The 18,353-nt window shown below is 73.0% G+C and carries 15 protein-coding genes and 1 riboswitch; of the genes, 6 read left to right on the forward strand and 9 right to left on the reverse strand.

The window, feature by feature from the left end; translation table 11 throughout:
- Positions 1 to 296 precede the first annotated feature (296 nt).
- The 4 genes from ACIBG6_RS02925 to ACIBG6_RS02940 all read left to right on the forward strand — a co-directional run bounded on the left by ACIBG6_RS02925 (position 297) and on the right by ACIBG6_RS02940 (position 6,452).
- Positions 297 to 1,271: a hypothetical protein gene (locus tag ACIBG6_RS02925; RefSeq protein WP_399220698.1), complete on the forward strand. Its 975-nt coding sequence runs from the start codon at positions 297 to 299 to the stop codon at positions 1,269 to 1,271.
- 112 nt (positions 1,272 to 1,383) lie between these two features.
- The gene (locus tag ACIBG6_RS02930) at positions 1,384 to 2,919 is read left to right on the forward strand and encodes an amino acid permease (RefSeq protein WP_399220699.1); all 1,536 of its coding nucleotides are present in this window, start codon (positions 1,384 to 1,386) and stop codon (positions 2,917 to 2,919) included.
- 139 nt (positions 2,920 to 3,058) lie between these two features.
- The gene (locus ACIBG6_RS02935; RefSeq protein ID WP_399220700.1) at positions 3,059 to 4,387 is read left to right on the forward strand and encodes a phytase; all 1,329 of its coding nucleotides are present in this window, start codon (positions 3,059 to 3,061) and stop codon (positions 4,385 to 4,387) included.
- A gap of 178 nt (positions 4,388 to 4,565) precedes the next feature.
- Positions 4,566 to 6,452, forward strand: a complete 1,887-nt coding sequence (locus ACIBG6_RS02940) for a rhamnogalacturonan lyase (RefSeq protein ID WP_399220701.1) — start codon at positions 4,566 to 4,568, stop codon at positions 6,450 to 6,452.
- An 8-nt stretch (positions 6,453 to 6,460) separates the two neighbouring features.
- Here ACIBG6_RS02940 and ACIBG6_RS02945 read toward each other — a convergent pair whose 3' ends face one another.
- Entirely contained in the window at positions 6,461 to 7,216 is a 756-nt protein-coding gene (locus ACIBG6_RS02945; protein ID WP_399220702.1) for a GntR family transcriptional regulator, read from the reverse strand.
- Between the two features lie 183 nt (positions 7,217 to 7,399).
- Between ACIBG6_RS02945 and ACIBG6_RS02950 the strand changes: the two genes are divergently transcribed.
- The gene (locus ACIBG6_RS02950) at positions 7,400 to 8,740 is read left to right on the forward strand and encodes a DUF2252 domain-containing protein (protein ID WP_399220703.1); all 1,341 of its coding nucleotides are present in this window, start codon (positions 7,400 to 7,402) and stop codon (positions 8,738 to 8,740) included.
- A 35-nt stretch (positions 8,741 to 8,775) separates the two neighbouring features.
- On the opposite strand, the gene ACIBG6_RS02955 is transcribed toward ACIBG6_RS02950, so the two are convergent.
- Both ACIBG6_RS02955 and ACIBG6_RS02960 read right to left on the reverse strand, forming a co-directional pair.
- Positions 8,776 to 10,167, reverse strand: a complete 1,392-nt coding sequence (locus ACIBG6_RS02955) for an FAD-dependent oxidoreductase (protein WP_399220704.1) — start codon at positions 10,165 to 10,167, stop codon at positions 8,776 to 8,778.
- A 23-nt stretch (positions 10,168 to 10,190) separates the two neighbouring features.
- Positions 10,191 to 10,568 (reverse strand): ArsR/SmtB family transcription factor, encoded by a 378-nt coding sequence (locus tag ACIBG6_RS02960; protein WP_399220705.1) that lies wholly within the window; start codon positions 10,566 to 10,568, stop codon positions 10,191 to 10,193.
- 130 nt (positions 10,569 to 10,698) lie between these two features.
- Here ACIBG6_RS02960 and ACIBG6_RS02965 point away from each other — a divergent pair, with 130 nt between their 5' ends.
- Positions 10,699 to 12,597, forward strand: coding sequence for a heavy metal translocating P-type ATPase (locus ACIBG6_RS02965; RefSeq protein ID WP_399220706.1), 1,899 nt, complete (start codon positions 10,699 to 10,701; stop codon positions 12,595 to 12,597).
- A gap of 61 nt (positions 12,598 to 12,658) precedes the next feature.
- Here the strand turns inward: ACIBG6_RS02965 and ACIBG6_RS02970 are convergent, their stop codons facing one another.
- The 6 genes from ACIBG6_RS02970 to ACIBG6_RS02995 form a co-directional block, all read right to left on the reverse strand.
- Positions 12,659 to 13,201, reverse strand: a complete 543-nt coding sequence (locus ACIBG6_RS02970) for a PadR family transcriptional regulator (RefSeq protein WP_399220707.1) — start codon at positions 13,199 to 13,201, stop codon at positions 12,659 to 12,661.
- A 32-nt stretch (positions 13,202 to 13,233) separates the two neighbouring features.
- Positions 13,234 to 15,267, reverse strand: a complete 2,034-nt coding sequence (locus ACIBG6_RS02975) for an FAD-dependent oxidoreductase (RefSeq protein ID WP_399220708.1) — start codon at positions 15,265 to 15,267, stop codon at positions 13,234 to 13,236.
- Between the two features lie 96 nt (positions 15,268 to 15,363).
- Positions 15,364 to 16,230, reverse strand: coding sequence for an ATP-binding cassette domain-containing protein (locus ACIBG6_RS02980; protein ID WP_399220709.1), 867 nt, complete (start codon positions 16,228 to 16,230; stop codon positions 15,364 to 15,366).
- Positions 16,227 to 16,976 carry a cobalt ECF transporter T component CbiQ gene (gene cbiQ / locus ACIBG6_RS02985; RefSeq protein ID WP_399220710.1) on the reverse strand — a complete coding sequence of 250 codons (750 nt, stop codon included), beginning with the start codon at positions 16,974 to 16,976 and terminating at the stop codon, positions 16,227 to 16,229. Before cbiQ ends, ACIBG6_RS02980 begins: the two co-directional genes overlap by 4 nt.
- A gap of 6 nt (positions 16,977 to 16,982) precedes the next feature.
- Positions 16,983 to 17,384, reverse strand: a complete 402-nt coding sequence (locus tag ACIBG6_RS02990) for an energy-coupling factor ABC transporter substrate-binding protein (protein ID WP_399220711.1) — start codon at positions 17,382 to 17,384, stop codon at positions 16,983 to 16,985.
- Positions 17,381 to 18,079: an energy-coupling factor ABC transporter permease gene (locus ACIBG6_RS02995; RefSeq protein WP_317593183.1), complete on the reverse strand. Its 699-nt coding sequence runs from the start codon at positions 18,077 to 18,079 to the stop codon at positions 17,381 to 17,383. The genes ACIBG6_RS02990 and ACIBG6_RS02995 overlap by 4 nt, the downstream gene beginning before the upstream one ends.
- Before the next feature lie 28 nt (positions 18,080 to 18,107).
- A riboswitch (cobalamin riboswitch) is annotated at positions 18,108 to 18,343 on the reverse strand.
- Positions 18,344 to 18,353 lie beyond the last annotated feature (10 nt).

Raw genomic sequence — 18,353 nt, forward strand, 5'->3', positions numbered from 1 at the left:
CTCCCGTCGCAGGATCGGAGGGTGATCGTCCGATCACCGAAAGGGGTCAGGGTGCCCCCGTCAGGGGCCCGCGTCAAGCGTCGGCGACCGACATCGTCAGGTCGGCCCCGCCCGCCTGACAGTGAGTCAATTCCAGTCGCTGTCTTAATAGTTACTGTCGTCGAGAAGAGTGGACTGGTCGAGTCCAGTGCCCTCTATAGTGATCGCCGATCAACGGCAGGAAGGCCTTCGGGGGACTGACCACCCCCCTTCGTCCACCGAGGAACCATGTCACCCACACCTGGCACCACCCCCTGATGGCCGCACAGGGCTTCCGGCCCGTCTACCACCCGGCGGGACACGACCACGCCCTGCGGGGTGCCGTCCAGGACCTGCGCACCGGCCGCTGGGTGGCCATGGCCCGGCTGCTCGACGAGACCTCCGGGTGGGACGGCTGGACCCGGCGCACCCAGGTCCTCGCCGCCGTCGCCGCGGGCACCGACGTCGTCCACACCTGGCGCACCGAACAGCCCGGGAGCATCGCCGCCACCGTGATGCACAGCCGCGTCGCCGTCGAGCGGGCCGTCCGCGCCCACCGCGCCGGCCACGCCCGCACCCGCGAGCTCTGGCAGGAGGCGTGGACCGCTTGCCGCGAGGCCGCCGAACTGGCACCCGCCGACCCCGTGCCCTGGGTGGGCCTCCTCGCCCTCGCCGCCCTCGACGGACGCCAGCGCATGGCCGAGCACCGGCTCTCCCCGCCGGCGCCCATGCTGGCCCCCGGCCCCTGGGGGCTGCTCGCGGAGGCGGAGAAACGCGACCCGTACAACCGCGAAGCGCACCACCGCATGCTCCAGTTCGTCTACGCACGCAGCCCCGGACCGCTCTCCGAGGCCGTCAACTACGCCCAATGGGCCGCCACGTCCGCACCCGTCGGCTCCGCCCTGCACGCCCTCCCGCTGTACGTGCGCGTCGAGCGCTACCGGCGCGAGCGCGGCCACGAGCGTGCCCTCGACCTCCACTGGGTCGCCGAGGACGCCGTACGCGACGCCGAGCGGGCCCTGGAGACCTGGTTCCTCTTCTGCGCCACCGAAGAGGCCTCCCTTCTCGACCTGAACTACCTGGCGCACGCGCTCTACGGGGCCCTCCGCTTCGACGACGCGGCCCGCGTCTTCAAGGCACTCGGGCCGTACTACGCGACGCTGCCGTGGGCCTACCGCACCGCCCGGCCGGACGACCGAGCCCTCGCGGAGGACATCTTCCTCCGCGCCCGCGCCCGCTGTCTCACCGGCTGACCCCGCCCCGCGCCACAGCCCGCGGCGCCACGGCCGGCCCCAGGCGCCACCGCGCCCCCCGTACGTACCACCCCCGCTCCCGCTCCATCCGTCCGTCCCCCGGAGGTCCCCAATGTCCCGCAGCACGGCACCGATCGACGCGATACGCAAGCCACCGCCCCCCGCCCAGGACGAGGAGACGCGGCTCAGAGAGCTCGGCTACCAGCCGGTCCTGGCCCGCCGCATGGGCGGCTTCGGCAACTTCGCGATCAGCTTCTCCGTCATCTCGGTGCTGTCCGGCTGCATGACCCTCTACGGCTTCGGCATGGGCACGGGCGGCCCCGCCGTCATGCTCTGGGGCTGGGCCGGCGTCGGCCTCTTCGTCCTCTGCGTGGGCCTCGCCCTCGCCGAGGTGACCAGCGCCTACCCCACCTCCGGCGCGCTCTACTACATGGCGGACCGGCTCGGCGGGCGGCGCTGGGGCTGGTACACCGGCTGGCTGAACCTGCTCGGCCTGCTCGGGGCCATCGCCGGCATCGACTACGGGGCCGCCCTCTTCACCGGGGCCTTCCTCAACCTCCAGTGGGGCTTCGAGCCCACCGCGGGCTCCACCTTCCTCATCTTCCTCGCGATCCTGCTGCTGCACGCCGTCCTGAACCTCTTCGGCGTCCGCCTGGTCAGCGTCCTCAACTCGATCAGCGTCTGGTGGCACCTCGCGGGCGTCGCGGTCATCGTCGGCGCGCTCGCCATCATCCCCGACCAGCACCAGTCCGTCGGCTTCGTCTTCACCGAGTTCGTCAACGACACCGGCTGGGCCAACCCCTTCTACGTCGCGGCGATCGGCCTGCTCCTCGCCCAGTACACGTTCTCCGGCTACGACGCCTCGGCCCACCTCTCCGAGGAGACCTCGAACGCCTCCGTCACCGCCGCCAAGGGCATCGTGCGGGCCATCTGGGTCTCCTGGATCGCCGGCTTCGCCCTCCTCGCCGGACTGAGCTTCGCCATCCAGGACTACGCCGCCACGCAGGGCACCGCCACCGGCGTCCCGCCCGCCCAGATCTTCCTGGACGCGCTCGGCTCCGGCGGTGCCACCGCCCTCCTCCTCGTGGTGATCGTCGCCCAGCTCTTCTGCGGCAACGCCGAGGTCGCCGCCGCGAGCCGCATGGTCTTCGCCTTCAGCCGCGACAACGCCCTGCCCGGCTCCGCGATCTGGCGGAAGGTCAGCGGCCGTACCCAGACCCCTGTCCCGGCCGTCTGGCTCGCCGTCGCCGTGGCGGCGGTGCTCGCCCTGCCCTCGCTGTACTCCGCCACCGCCTACGGCGCGGTCACCGCGATCAACGTCATCGGCATCACCCCGGCCTACGCCATCCCGATCTACCTCCGGCTGCGCGCCGGAGACCGGTTCACCCCCGGACCGTGGAGCCTGGGCCGCTGGAGCAAGCCGATCGGCTGGACCGCCGTCGTGTGGGTGGCCGTGGTGACCGTCCTCTTCTGCCTGCCGCAGAAGTCTCCGGTGACCGTCGACACCATGAACTACGCCGTGATCGCGCTCGCCGTCGTCCTCGTCCTGGCCAGCGTCTGGTGGTACGTCGCCCGCCGCTCGTACGGCACGCCGACGACGTACGGCACGGCCCGCGAGGAAGCGGACATCGCGGAGGGCATCGTCTGACACCCGCGCCTTCGGCACCGTGAACCCCCGCACACGCAGCGGGGGTTCACGGTGCATCCGGTGTTCACATCGGCGACCCCGGTGCTCCACCCTCCGTCCGTAGCGTCACGCCCGTCCGCAAACGCTACCGAGGAGTACCGTGAGCGCTTCCGCTCTGACCGCTCTCGCCGCCGCCGCCCTCGCGGTGGTCACCGCGGCCTCCGCGACCACCCAGCCCGTCCCCGCCACCGTCACCGCGCGCGTCGAGACGCCCGCCGTGTACGACGACGAGGCCGGCGGCAACGCGAACGCCGACGACCCCGCCGTCTGGGTCGACCCGGCACGCCCCGGCCGCAGCATCGTGATCGGCACCCTGAAGGAGGCCGGGCTCGACGTCTACGGCCTCGACGGGCGCCGGCTCCAGCACATCGCCGCACCGCAGGCCCCCGGCGAGGACGCGGCACCCGGCCGCTTCAACAATGTCGACATCGTCTACGGCTTCGAGCTGGCCGGCCGGAAGACCGACCTGGCCCTGGTCAGCGACCGCGGCCGGGACCGCGTCCGGGCCTACGCCATCGACCCCGCCGCCGTCGCCGCGGGTCGCCCGCCCCTGCGCGACGTGACCGCGGCCGGCGTGCCGCCGGTCTTCGCCGCGGACGAGTCCGAGGTGGACGAGCAGCACACCACGTACGGTCTCGCCGCCTACAGCGACGACGAAGACGCCTACGTCGTGGTCTCCCGTCGCGAGGAGACCAGCCTGCGCCTGCTCGAACTGGTGGACCGGGGCGGCCGCGTCGGCTACCGCACCGAGGACACCCTCGACCTGCCCGCCTCCTTCACCCTCCCCGACGGCACCTCCTGGCGGCCCTGCGCCGACCCCGGCGAGCGCCCGCAGGTCGAGGGCATGGCCGTCGACCAGGAGGAGCACGTCCTCTACGCCGCCCAGGAGGCCGTCGGCCTGTGGCGGGTCGAGCTCGACGACGCCGAGTTCGAGGATCCCGAACTCCTCGACCGCGTACGCGAGTACGGCACTCCGTGGACGTACGACAGCGCCGAGGAGGAGTGCGTCGTCGACACGGCCCACGACCCCGGCTTCGGCGGCGAGCACCTGAGCGCCGACGCCGAGGGCGTCACCGTCTACCACGCCGGTGAAGGCAAGGGCTACGTCCTCGCCTCCAGTCAGGGCGACAACACCTTCGCCGCCTACGACCGGCAGGGCGACAACGCCTACCTCGGTTCCTTCGCCATAGGCGACGGCGCCGCCACCGACGGGGTGCAGCACTCCGACGGCAGCACCGTGGTCAACGTGCCGCTCGGCCGGGACTTCCCCCGGGGCGTCCTCATCACCCACGACGGCGAGGCCGCGCCCGCCGACGGCGAACGCGAGAGCACGAACTTCAAGTTCACGCCCTGGGAGTCGGTGGCCCGCGCCTTCGACCGGCCCCTGATCGTCGACACCGAGTCCTTCGACCCGCGCGACACCGACTGACGGACGGTCCGATCGCCAGGCGCGGGCGACCGATCACCGGGGCCGGGCGACCGATCACCGGGGCCGGGCGACCGATCACCGGGGCCGGGCAACCGATCGCCGGGAACGGGCAACCGATCCCGGGGGCGGCGACGACTGGGAGGTACGCAACGGCTCTCTTCCCCCCGCAGGAGGACTCGTGCAGTACCCGCACGTACCCACCAGGTACCCCCGACTCCCCGTCGCCGCCCGCCGCCTGGCCGCCGCGCTCGTGGCCGGCGTCGTGACCTGTGCCGCGCTCACCGCGACCACCGGAACCGCCTCCGCCGCCACCGCGCGGCAGGCCGAGCGGCTCGACCGGGGCGTGGTGAGCGTCCACACCGGGACCGGCAACCTCGTCAGCTGGCGCTGGCTGGGTACCGACCCGGACTCCGTCGCCTTCAACGTCTACCGGGCCGGTACGAAGGTGAACGCCACGCCCGTCACCGCCTCCACCAACTACTTCCACGCGGGCGCGCCGAGCACCGCCGACTACACGGTCCGCGCGGTCGTCGGCGGCGTCGAACAGGCGGACTCCGTGCACGCCGTGCAGTTCCGCACCGGCTACAAGGACGTGCCGATCACCCCGCCGGCCGGCGGCACGACCCCCGACGGGGTGGCGTACACGTACGAGGCCAACGACGCCTCCGTCGGCGACCTCGACGGCGACGGCGACCTGGACTTCGTCCTCAAATGGCAGCCCACGAACGCCAAGGACAACTCGCAGTCCGGATACACCGGCAACACGATCGTGGACGGCGTGACGCTCGACGGCACCCGGCTGTGGCGGATCGACCTCGGCCGCAACATCCGCTCCGGCGCGCACTACACGCAGTTCCAGGTGTACGACTACGACGGCGACGGCCGGGCCGAGGTGGCCATGAAGACCGCCGACGGGACCGTCGACGGACGCGGCACGGTGATCGGCAGCGCCTCCGCCGACCACCGCAACAGCAGCGGGTACGTCCTGGCGGGTGCCGAGTACCTGACGATGTTCGACGGGCGCAGGGGCGCCGCCCTGGGCACCACCGCCTATGTGCCCGCGCGCGGCACCGTCTCCTCCTGGGGCGACAGTTACGGCAACCGGGTCGACCGCTTCCTCGCGGCCACCGCGTACCTCGACGGCGCCCGGCCCTCGCTGATCATGGCGCGCGGCTACTACACGCGGAGCGTGATCGCCGCCTGGGACTGGCGTGACGGAGCCTTCACCCGCCGGTGGACCTTCGACTCGTCGAGTTCCACGAACGCCGGGAAGGGCTACGACGGCCAGGGCTCGCACAGCCTCTCCGTGGGCGACGTGGACGCCGACGGGAAGGACGAGATCGTCTACGGCGCGATGGCCGTGGACGACAACGGCAACGGCCTGTGGACCACGAGGACGGGCCACGGCGACGCCCAGCACCTCGGCGACCTCGACCCGGGCACGGCGGGTCTGGAGTACTTCAAGGTCTCGGAGTCGTCCGCTCAGCCCTCCCAGCTGTACATCGACCCGGCGAACGGCGCCGTCCGCTGGCGGCTCGCGGCCTGTTGCGACAACGGCCGCGGGGTCGCCGGCGACATCTGGGCCGGGAACGACGGGGCGGAGGTGTGGTCCTCGTCCGACACCTCGATACGGGACGAGGCCGGCGCCACGAAAGGGCGCGAGCCCTCGTCCGCCAACTTCCTGAGCTGGTGGGACGGCGACACCACCCGGGAACTCCTCGACGGAACCAGGATCGACAAGTACGGGACCGCCGGCGAGACCCGGCTCCTCACCGGCGCCTCGGTGGCGTCGAACAACACCACCAAGGCGACGCCCGCGCTCTCCGGGGACATCCTCGGCGACTGGCGCGAGGAGGTCGTGTGGCGCACGAGCGACAACACCGCGCTGCGGATCCACTCGACGCCGTACGAGACGGGGACCCGGATCACGACCCTGCTGCACGACACCATGTACCGCACGGGGCTGGCCTGGCAGAACACCGCCTACAACCAGCCCCCGCACCCGAGCTTCCACATCGGCAACGGCATGCGCACTCCGCCGAGGCCGCTGATCACGACTCCGTAGCGAGCGGGTCAGGCGCTGAACTCGTACGTCCAGGCCGCGGACCGGGCCGAGAAGTCGATGTCCGTGATCTCAAGCGCGTGTCCGTGCTGGTCGGTCACCACCCGGTGCACGATCAGCCGGGCCGCGCCGTCGCCCGCCGTCGTCGTGGTGACCGGGCCGGGCGGGACGCCGATCGACTCCCGGTGGGTGATCCGCAGTCCCGCCTGGTGCATCCAGTGGTAGAGGAGCCGCAGGTCGGGCTGGTGATGGCTCTCCTTGATCCGCCGGTAGCGGGCGAGCTGCGGAATCTCGGAGAGCGCCGGCCGGGAGAACCACGACACCGCCCGCTGGAGCGCCGCTCCTTGGGGCCCCAGCACCAGATGCCGGTGGACGAGCGTCGGCTCGCCGGGGGCGAGCAGCAGGCGGGAGGTGAGCGGCGTCGGCGGTGGCTCCCAGGTGAGCGAGGCCCGCACCAGGGCCTCGCTCACGCGCGGCCCGCCGGGGAAGGTAGGTCGGCGCGCCGCGAGCGCCGGCGCGGCGGGATCGGCGCCCGCCGCCGCGGCGAACGTGCCGCGCCGGTCGGTGACCACGAGGCGCTCGTCGCGCAGGAGCTGGAGCGCGCTGCGGACCGTCTGCCGGTTGACGTGGTAGCGCTGGGACAGGCACCGTTCCGAAGGGAGCCGGGTCCCGGGGGAGATGCGCCGGTGAGCGAGATCCTCGCGCAGCGCGGCGGCGACCCGGAGATAGAGCGGGACTTCCGCCGCTTCGACATCGGGCTCGGCCATGATCAAACCCTCTCTAAGCACAGCGTGACCGCATGGGCCGTATCGGTGATCAATTCCTATCATTGGTCTAAACCATTCCGCTAGAGCGGCCCGGCAGAGTGGCCGAAACGAGCGTCGCACCGTGTAATGGGTTCCAGGCGGCGGGCATCGGGCCGCGGCGGCGGAAGAGGCGGGTGAGGCCGGATGACGACACCGTCGGAGCGCGCGGCGAGGGGTCGGGCCGCCCGCAAGCGCGTCCCCCGCTCCTCGCACGGCCGCTGGATACCCTCCTCGCAGCGCCCCGATCCGCTGGCGGTCCTGGAGCGCGAGTCCGCGGACCGGCTGCCCGACCTCGTCCCCCTCCGCTACGGCCGGATGGCGGTCTCGCCCTTCGCGTTCTTCCGCGGCGCCGCCGGCATCATGGCGGCCGACCTCGCCGCCCCGCGCCACACCGGACTCACCGTCCAGCTCTGCGGCGACGCCCATCTCCTCAACTTCGGGGTGTACGGATCACCCGAACGGACGCTCCTCTTCGACGTGAACGACTTCGACGAGACCCTCCCCGGGCCCTTCGAGTGGGACGTCAAGCGGCTCGCCGCCAGCGTCACCGTCGCAGCCCTCCAGAACGGCAGCACGAAGGCCAAGGCCCACCGGGCCGCGCTCGTGGCCACGGAGGCGTACCGCACGGCCATGAGCCGCCTCGCGGATCTCGGTGAACTCGAGGTCTGGTACGAGCGGATAGCCGCCGACGACCTGCTTCCCCTCGTCCGCCGCGACGAGCGCGCCCGCCTGGCCGACCGGATCGCCCGGGCCCGCCGCCGCACCAGCCTCCAGGCCTTCGCCAAGCTGACCGAGACGGACGAGTCCGGTGCCCGCCGCATCGTCGAGGACCCGCCGCTCCTGGAGCGGGCCACGGACGTCGACCGCGTCGGCCTCGGCAAGATCTTCAGCGACTACCGCAGCTCGCTCTCCGAGGAGAGGCGCCTGCTGCTCGACCGCTACCGCTTCGTCGACGCGGCCCGGAAGGTCGTCGGGGTCGGGAGCGTCGGCACCCGCTGCTTCGTGCTCCTCCTCGAAGGCCGCGACGACGCCGACCCGCTCTTCCTCCAGATCAAGGAGGCCGGCCGCTCCGTCCTGGAGCCCTACCTGCCGCCCACGGCCTACGAGCACCAGGGCCGCCGCGTCGTCTCCGGACAGCGCCTCACGCAGGCCGCCAGCGACATCTTCCTCGGCTGGATGACCGGACCCGGGCAACGGCACTTCTACTGGCGCCAGTTGCGCGACATGAAGGGCTCGGCCGAAGTGGAGACCATGTCCCCGGCCACGCTCCGGAACTACGCGCGGCTCTGCGGCAGAGCCCTGGCCCGCGCCCACGCCCGCTCCGGCGACCGGATCGCCATCGCCGGCTACCTCGGCACCTCGGACGTCTTCGACCGCGCCGTCGCCGACTTCTCGCTCGCCTACGCCGGCCAGAACGCCGACGACTACGCGGCGCTCGGCGCGGCCATCGCGGCCGGCATGGTGACGGCGGCCCCGGGCGCCTGAACCGTCCGGCACCCGGGACCGCCGCTCCCTACGTGCTACGCGTCGCGGCGCAGCGGCGGAGCGGCCGGCGTCTCCGGCACCGGCCCGAAGAGCACGGCCTTCGCCACGGCCGGGGCGAACAGCGCCGTCAGCGGGGCGGTCAGGTGGGTTGCCGCGCGGAACGGCGCCCCGACGGTGGGGTCTCCCGCGGCCCGCTCCTGCACGCGGCCCAGGTACCAGCCGACGACCTTGTCCATGCGTCCGGGGCGGGCCGCGTCTCCGGTGGCGCCCGGCATCTTCTTGTCCGCGCCGGCGGAGATCTCCCAGGCCTGCTTCGAGGCGTCGAGGAGCGCGCGCTGCACCTGCCGCGTGGTCGCGGTGCGCTTCGGGTCGGCGAGCGCCCGGCGCAGCGCCACGGCGGAGAGCGCGGCGACCGCCATGCCCTGCCCGTAGATCGGGTTGAAGGCGCAGAGCGCGTCACCCGTGGCGAGGAAGCCGGCGGGGCGTCGGCCCGGACGGTCGTACCGGCGCCGGATGTTGGCGGTCCCGCGGAAGCCGTACACCGGGGACACCGGCTCGGTCCGGGCGAGCCAGTCGCTCACCATCGGGTGCGGAAGTCGCTTCGCGTACTCCTCGAACGCCCCCTCCTCCGTGGGAGGTTCGTCGCCGCGTAGCCCGGACAGGGTCACGAGGTGCCGTCCGTCGCCGAGCGGCAGCACGACACCGCCGTACACCTGGGAGGGGTTGGGCACGATGTTGTAGCCGATGGAGTCGTCGTCCGGGCTGGCGGCCGGTGACCGGTACACCCTCGTGCTGTAGGCGAGACCCGTATCGAGCGTCTCCTCGTGCGGGGCCTCGGCGCCGATCCCCGCCAGCCAGTCCGCCGCCTTCGTGGACCGCCCGGAGGCGTCCACGACCAGGTCGGCCTCCAGGACGCGGGTCTCCTTCCCGGTGCCCGCGCCGCGCTCGCGCAGCCGCACGCCGCGGACGCGGGAGGAGTCGCCGGTCAGGCCCACGGTCTCGTGGCCCTCGACGACTTCGATGCGCGGGTCGGCGAGCACCCGTCGCCGCACCAGCCACTCCAGCTGCGGGCGCGGACCCGCGTAGAAGTGGGCGGTCGCGGGCGTCCGGCGGAACCACCGGCCGCTCTGGAGCTGGACCATGTCCTCGGGCATGCCCACCCTGGGCGCCCCGAGCTCCTTCAGCTCCGCCATGAACCCCGGAAGCAGCTCGTCGAACGCCTGCTGCCCGCCCGCGATCAGGACGTGGAGGTGCCGGCCCTGCGGCACGCCCGGCCGGGCGTCCGGCCCCTCCGGGAAGCGGTCGCGCTCGACGACCGTCACCTTCTCCGCGTGCTCCGCGAGGACCCGTGCGGCCAGGAGGCCCGCGAGACTTCCCCCGATGACCACCGCGTGACGTGTCGCGCGGCGCCCCAAGTCGTCGGCCATGCCCGCCCTTTCGTAGCGTGGATCTACAACTGACCAGTATCCACTGCGGTGCGGGCCGCGTCGCGTGCCCCGAGGCGCAAGTGCTCGATGTGGTAGACGGCTTCGTCGAGGAGCTGGGCGACGTGGGTGTCGTAGAGGCTGTACTCGATCCGGCGGCCCTGACGCACCCCGCTGACGAGGCCGAGGGCGCGCAGTAGACGGAGCTGGTGGGAGACGGCCGACTGCTCCATGTCGACGGCGGCGGCGAGCTCGGTCACTCCGCAGGGGCCCTGGCGGAGCTTGGTGAGGATCATCAGCCGCGACGGGGTGGCGAGGGCCTGGAGGGTGGCGGCGATGGTCGCCGCGGACTCGGCGTCCAAGTGGGTTGCGGGGGTCGTCTCGCCGTGCACTCCGTGTCCCATGTGCTCATCGTAGCCGCGGCTTGTATGTCAATACGTGAAGACCTCTTCATGTATTCGGGTATGGTGATGCCCCGCCCCCGCCGGACAGGGCATAGCCCTCCCCGCCACCCTCGAAAGAGGTGCTCCTCCCATGGCCCTCCCGGAGCTGGACACCGCTCAGGCCACGGCCCCCGCCCCCGCCCGGGCGGTCCGCCCCACCCGTACCCGTGCCACCGCCCTCCCCGAGGTGCGCTGGGCCGCGCTCGCCGCCCTCGCCTTCCTCGCGGCCTTCCCCCTCGACCTGGCCGGCGCCCCCGGCTGGGCCTGGGGGCCGCTCTACGCCGTCTGTTACGCCGCCGGAGGCTGGGAGCCGGCCGTCGCGGGCCTCCAGGCGCTGCGCGAGCGGTCCCTCGACGTCGACCTGCTGATGGTGGTCGCCGCCATCGGCGCCGCCGCCATCGGCCAGTACCTCGACGGCGGGCTCCTCATCGTGATCTTCGCCGTCTCCGGCGCCCTGGAGGCCCTCGCGACCCGTCGTACGGCCGACTCCGTACGGGGGCTCCTCGACCTCGCGCCCGCCACCGCCGTACGTCTCACGGCGGCGGGCGAGGAGACCGTCGAGGCCACCGCGCTCGTGCCCGGCGACACTGTCCTCGTCCGGCCCGGGGAACGCCTTCCCGCCGACGGAACCGTCCTGAACGGCACGAGCGACATCGACCGGGCGAGCATCACCGGCGAACCCCTCCCGGCCCCCGCGGTGCCCGGCGACGAGGTCTTCGCGGGCACCCTGAACGGCTCCGGGGCGCTGCGCGTCCGCGTCGACAAGGACCCCGGCGACTTCGTCGTCGCCCGGATCGTCGCCCTCGTCGAGGAGGCGAGCGCCACCAAGGCCCCCACCCAGCTCTTCGTCGAGAAGATCGAACAGCGCTACTCCGTCGGCGTCGTCGTCGCCACCCTCGCGCTCTTCGGCCTGCCCGTCGCCTTCGGCGCGGACCTCACCGAGGCCCTCCTGCGCGCCATGACCTTCATGATCGTCGCCTCGCCCTGCGCGGTCGTCCTCGCCACCATGCCCCCGCTGCTCTCCGCCATCGCCACCGCCGGGCGCCACGGCGTCCTCGTGAAGTCCGCCGTCGTCATGGAACGGCTCGGCGCGATCGACCGGGTGGCGCTCGACAAGACGGGCACCCTCACCGAGGGCGCGCCCCGGGTGACCGCCGTACGCGGCGACGCGACCGCCCTCGCCCTGGCCGCCGCGGCCGAACTCCCCAGCGAGCACCCGCTGGCCCGCGCCGTGGTCGCCGAGGCCCGCGCCCGGGGCCTGCGCGTGCCCGAGGCGACCGACTTCGCCGCCGAGCCGGGGCAGGGCGTACGGGCGGTGGTCGACGGCCATGACGTACGGGTCCGCCGGGCGTCCGGCACCCACGGCGACACGGCGGTCGAGGTCGTCGTCGACGGCGCCCCGGCCGCCGTACTGGAACTCTCCGACCGGCTCCGCGAGGGAGCGGCGGAGGCCGTCGCCGCCCTCGGCCGGCTCACCGGCACCGCCCCCACGCTGCTGACCGGCGACAACGCGGGCGCCGCCGCCCGGATCGCCGCCGAGGCGGGCATCGACGACGTCCGCGCCGGACTCCTCCCGCACGACAAGGCGGAGGCGGTACGGGAGTGGGAGCGGGCGGGCGCGAAGGTGCTGCTCGTCGGCGACGGCGTCAACGACGCCCCGGCCCTGGCCGCCGCCCACACGGGCGTCGCCATGGGCAGGGCCGGTTCCGACCTGGCCCTGGAGACCGCCGACGTGGTCGTCGTCCGCGACGAACTCGGCGCGATCCCGGCCGTCGTGGCGCTCTCGCGCCGGGCTCGCCGCCTGGTCGTGCAGAACCTGGTGATCGCGGGCGTCTGCATCGGCGCCCTGGTCGTCTGGGACCTCGTCGGCCACCTGCCCCTGCCCCTGGGCGTCGCCGGCCACGAGGGCTCGACGGTCCTCGTGGGCCTCAACGGACTGCGGCTGCTACGGGAGGCGGCCTGGCGCCGAGCGGAGAAGGCCGTGGCGTGAGTCGTGGTGTGCGACGGGGGGCTCGCGGGACGGGGGCCGGCGGGGAGCAGGCCGCGCGCGGCTACGCCTCCGGCCGTCCCAGCTCCGTGAGTGCCCCCGTCAGCCACTCGACCCAGAACCGCTCCAGATCCACCCCGCCCCGCAGGACGAGATGGCGCAGCCGGTCCGGTTCGGTGCGGCGTCGCTCCGCCGGGAAGTCCCGCTCCTCGATCGCGAGGTACTCCTCCAACTGCTCCCGGTGCAGCGCGAGATGGCGCTCCAGTTCGGACCGGAGCCCCTCGGCCCCGACGATCGCGGCCGCCCGCATCCGCAGCAGCAGGGCGGCCCGCATCGGCTTCGGGTCCTCGGACCTGGCGACCCAGTCGCTCAGCTCCGCCCGGCCCTCGGGCAGCACCTCGTACTCCTTCTTCTGCCCGCGCGCGGGCACCGGAGCGGGCAGGGCGCGGATGTGCCCCGCCTGCTCCAGCCTGCCCAGCTCGCGGTAGATCTGCTGGTGCGTGGCCGACCAGAAGTAGCCGATCGACTTGTCGAAGCGGCGCGTCAGTTCGAGGCCGGAGGACGGCTTTTCGAGCAACGCGGTGAGGATCGCGTGCGGGAGGGACATGCTCGCATCCTAGATTCGGCCGGCCACACGGATCACAGGGCGGCGGCGAGCCGCGTGCCCTGGTCGATCGCCCGCTTGGCGTCCAGCTCGGCGGCGACGTCCGCGCCACCGATCAGGTGCGTCGAGCGGCCCGCCGCCACCAGCTCCTCGTACAGGTCCCGCCGCGGCTCCTGGCCGGCGCACAGCACGATCGTGTCGACGGGCAGGAGCTGGGCCTCTCCGTCGATCGTGACGTGCAGGCCCTCGTCGTCGATCCGGTCGTAGGACACGCCCGCCACCATCGCGACGCCCCGGTGCTTGAGCTCGGTGCGGTGGATCCAGCCGGTCGTCTTGCCGAGGCCCGCGCCGACCTTGGTGCTCTTGCGCTGGAGCAGGTGCACCTGGCGCGGCGGCGCGGTGCGCTCGGGGGCGCGCAGTCCGCCGCGGTTCTCGTAGGAGGTGTCGACGCCCCACTGGCGGAAGTACGTCTCGGGGTCCTGGCTCGCGCCCTCCCCGCCGTCCGTGAGGAACTCGGCGACGTCGAAGCCGATGCCGCCGGCGCCGATGATCGCCACCCGCTCGCCGACCGGCGCGCCGTCCCGGAGCACGTCCAGGTAGCTGACGACGCTCGGGTGGTCCACGCCCGCGATCACGGGGGTGCGCGGGGAGACGCCGGTGGCGACGACGACCTCGTCGAAGCCGTCGAGGTCGCCCGCCGCCACCGGGGTGTTGAGGCGGACCTCGACGCCGCGCTCGGCGAGCTGGACGCGGAAGTAGCGGAGGGTCTCGTCGAACTCCTCCTTGCCCGGCACGCGCTTGGCGATGTTGAGCTGGCCGCCGATCTCGGCGGCGGCGTCGAAGAGGGTGACGGCGTGGCCGCGTTCGGCCGCCGACACCGCGCAGGCGAGTCCGGCGGGGCCGGCGCCGACGACCGCGACGCGCTTGGCGAGGCGGGTGGGGGAGAGGACGAGCTCGGTCTCGTGGCAGGCGCGCGGATTGACCAGGCAGGAGGTGATCTTCAGGTTGAAGGTGTGGTCGAGGCAGGCCTGGTTGCAGCCGATGCAGGTGTTGATCGTGTCGGCGCGGCCCTCCGAGGCCTTCGCGACGAAGGAGGGGTCGGCGAGGAAGGGACGGGCCAGCGAGACCAGGTCGGCCCGGCCGTCGGCGAGGATCTCCTCGGCGACCTCGGGGGTGTTGATGCGGTTGCTGGTGACGAGCGGGACGGAGACCGCGCCCATCAGCTTCTTCGTCACCCAGGTGTAGGCGCCGCGCGGCACGGAGGTGGCGATGGTGGGGATGCGCGCCTCGTGCCAGCCGATGCCGGTATTGATGATGGTGGCGCCGGCCGCCTCGATCTCCTTGGCCAGCTGGACGACCTCCTCCAGGGTGGAGCCGCCGGGTACGAGGTCCAGCATGGAGAGGCGGTAGACGAGGATGAAGTCCGTGCCGACCCGCTCGCGGATCCGGCGGACGATCTCCAGCGGGAAGCGGACGCGGTTCTCGTACGAACCTCCCCACCGGTCGGTGCGCTGGTTCGTGGCCGCGGCGATGAACTCGTTGATGAGGTAGCCCTCGGAGCCCATGACCTCGACGCCGTCGTACCCCGCCTCCTTGGCGAGCTCGGCGCAGCGGGCGTAGTCCTCGACGGTCTGCTCGACCTCGGCGTCGGTCAGCTCGTTCGGTACGAAGGGACTGATCGGGGCCTGGATGGCGCTGGGCGCCACGAGGCCGGGGTGGTACGCGTACCGGCCGAAGTGCAGGATCTGCATCGCGATCCGGCCGCCCTCGCCGTGCACGGCGTCGGTGATCAGCCGGTGCTCGGCGACCTCGTCGGCGGTGGTGAGCTTGGCCCCGCCGTCCCAGGGGCGGCCGGCCTCGTTGGGCGCGATGCCGCCGGTGACGATGAGGCCGACGCCGCCGCGGGCGCGCTCGGCGTAGAAGGCGGCCATGCGCTCGAAGCCGTGCTCCGTCTCCTCCAGGCCGACGTGCATCGAACCCATGATCACCCGGTTGGGCAGGGTCGTGAACCCGAGGTCGAGCGGGCTCAGCAGATGCGGGTACGGGGTGGGGGTGGGGGTCGCGGTCATGGGGGCGCCTCCTCGCGCAGGATCAGTCGACCTCAGTTCTAGGGGACCCCTCTCTGTTATGCAACTAGTTGCAGAAGGTTCGGAACGTGATGTGTACTACTCAGTAGCTACCGGGGCGGTCTGCGACCAGGCGTCGAGCTCCTCCGGCGTACGGGGCTCGGGCGCGTCCGGGGCGAGCAGCCCGTGGGCGCGCAGCAGCCGGGCGACGGACGTGCCCCAGGGCCGCCGCAGCCGCGCCGCGTCGAGCAGGGCGTCGTCCCCGAGGAGCTCGGCGACCGGACCGGTCCGCAGCCCGGCGGGGGAGAGCACCGCCGCCTCGTCCGCCCAGCGCAGCGCGAGATCCACGTCGTGCGTCGCCATCACCACCGTCGTCCCGGACGCGCGCAGCCGCGCGAGGGCGTCGAGCAGCCGCTCCTGGCCGTGCGGATCGAGCCCGGCCGTCGGCTCGTCCATGATCAGCACCCGGGGCCGCATCGCCACCGCGCCCGCGATCGCCGCCCGCTTGCGCTGCCCGTACGACAGCAGATGCGTCGGCCGGTCCTCCAGGGCCACGATGTCCAGCGCCTCCAGGGCCTCGCGCACCCGGAGCCGCACCTCCTCCTCCGGCAGTCCCAGGTTCATCGGCCCGAAGGACACGTCCTGGCCGACCGAGGCCGCGAACAGCTGGTCGTCCGGGTCCTGCACCACGAGCTGCACGGTCGTCCGCAGCCGGGTCAGCCCCTTCCGGTCGTACGTCACCTCCGCCCCGTCCAGGAGCAGCGACCCGCTCCCGCGCCGCAGCCCCCCGCTGAGCAGCCGCAGCAGCGTCGTCTTGCCGCTGCCGTTCCGCCCGAGCAGCGCGATCGCCCGCCCCTCCGGCACCGCGAAGTCCACGTCCGACAGCACCGCCGGCCCGTCCTCGTAGGCGAAACCCGCCTTCACCAGCTCCACGACGGGCGTCGCGGAGGTCGTCGGAGACGTCACGGCAGGAACCTTTCGAGTACGAGGGTGAGGGCGACGAGCCCGCAGAGGAGCCCGCCGGCCGTCGCCAGGAACCGGCGGGAGACCGCGGCCGCGGGGACCAGGACCCGCAGGGTCCCGTCGTAGCCGCGCCCGGCGAGCCCGGACTGCAGGCGCTGGGCCCGGTCGAAGGCGCGCACGAACGACGTGGCGCCGAGGCCGGCGAGCGAGCGCCAGGTCGCCGCCCGGGTGGTGTGCCCGAGGCGGGCGGCCTGCGCCTGACGGATCTTGGACAGGGAGTCGAGGAGCAGGAAGATGATCCGGTACATCACGAGCGCCACGTCCACCACGGGAGCGGGCACCCCCGCACGGACGAGCCGGGGGAGCACGTCGGAGACGGGCGTCGTGAACGCGAAGAGCAGCACCCCCAGCGAGGCGGCGGCGGTCCGCAGCAGCAGCTCGCCCGCGTGGACGGGCCCGCCGGGCGCGAGGGCCACGAACCCCCGCGCCCCGCCCACCTCGAAGAGCAGCGGCACCGCGCCCGTGACGCAGAACCCGAGCGGCACGCGGAACGCCCGCCACAGCTGACGGCCCGCCACCCCGGCCGGGCCGAGCAGGACCACGAGCGTGGCCGCCGCGACGAGCACCGCACCCGGCCACGGCGGCAGACACACCGCGCACAGGGTGAGACCGAAGCCGAGCAGGGCCTTCTCGACGGGATGGCGGCGGCGCCAGCGACTGCTGTGCGCCGCCGCGTCGATCGGCAACATGGGCGGCTACGCGTCCTTGTCCCCGGCGTCGACGCGCGAGTCCGCACGCGCGACACCCTCCGCGCTCTCCATACCATCCCCGGCCTGCGCCAGCGCGCGGGCCTCACCCTGCCGACGTCCGCGCCGCACACCGAAGTAGTAGGCGAGGACACCGGCGCCCAGCGCCGCCTGGAGGGCGAACAGCGCCGACTCGATCTCCCCCGACGGAGGCTCGTACAGGGGGCTGAACCACGGTTCGTAGTCCGGCTGGAGCTCCGTGATCGCGGTCTCCGCCTCCGCGTCCGCCCCGGCGAACGGCTCCTCCTTGTGGTCGCCGAGCCCCAGCGCGAGCGGCAGCACCGCGAGCGCGGCGACGACGAGCAGCAGCAGGGCGTTGATCTTCGTGTTCCGGCTGACGGTGAAGCTCATCGCGCGGCCGCCTCCTCGTGTCGCTTCGTGGCGGACCGGGTCAGGACGCCCAGCCGGGTCAGCTCGCCCTTGCTGGACTGCATGAGCAGCCGCATCACGAGCACGGTGAGCAGGCCCTCGCTCACCGCCAGCGGGATCTGCGTCACGGCGAAGATGGAACCGAACTTGGCCAGGGCGCCCATGATGCCGCTCCCCTGGTCGGGGAAGGCCAGCGCGAGCTGGACGCTCGTGACGCAGTACGTGGACAGGTCGGCGACGAACGCGCCGAAGAAGACGGCGACCATCAGCGGCGCACCGAACCGGCGCACCAGCAGATAGGTCCCGTACCCCGCCCAGGGCCCGACGATCGCCATCGAGAAGGCGTTCGCGCCGAGCGTGGTGAGCCCGCCGTGGGCGAGCAGCAGCGCCTGGAAGAGCAGGGTGATCGTCCCGAGGACCGCCATGATCGGCGGTCGGAAGAGGATCGCGCCCAGACCCGTACCCGTCGGATGCGAGCAACTGCCCGTCACGGACGGGAGCTTGAGCGCGGACAGGACGAACGTGAAGGCGCCGGAGGCGCCGAGCAGCAGGGTGGACTCGGGGTTGGAGCGCACCTCGCGGGTGAGCGCGCGAACCCCGTGGACGACAAACGGAGCGGCCGCGACGCCCCAGGCGGCGGCGTGTACGGGGGGCAGATACCCCTCGGCTATATGCATGGTTGGGAGACCCTCTCCAGCACCTCGTGGATGGACAACGCACCTTGGCCGGTCTCCTGGCTGACGGTCATACGTCCCGACTCCGCCTTCCCACACCGCGGTGGTCTCCCACAACGGTCCAGTGGCTTGCCCACGGGGGTCTCCCACGGGTGTGGAGCCGGAACTCCCGATCACAGTGGCGAGGGCCGCACCGGTACTGCACCGGTTTCCCGTACACCAAGGCCCTGCGACACTAGTGCGTTGACCAGGTGCATTACAACGCGGAGGAGCACGG

The organism is Streptomyces sp. NPDC050842, assembly GCF_044456565.1.
In the GTDB taxonomy this organism is placed as follows: Bacteria; Actinomycetota; Actinomycetes; order Streptomycetales; family Streptomycetaceae; genus Streptomyces.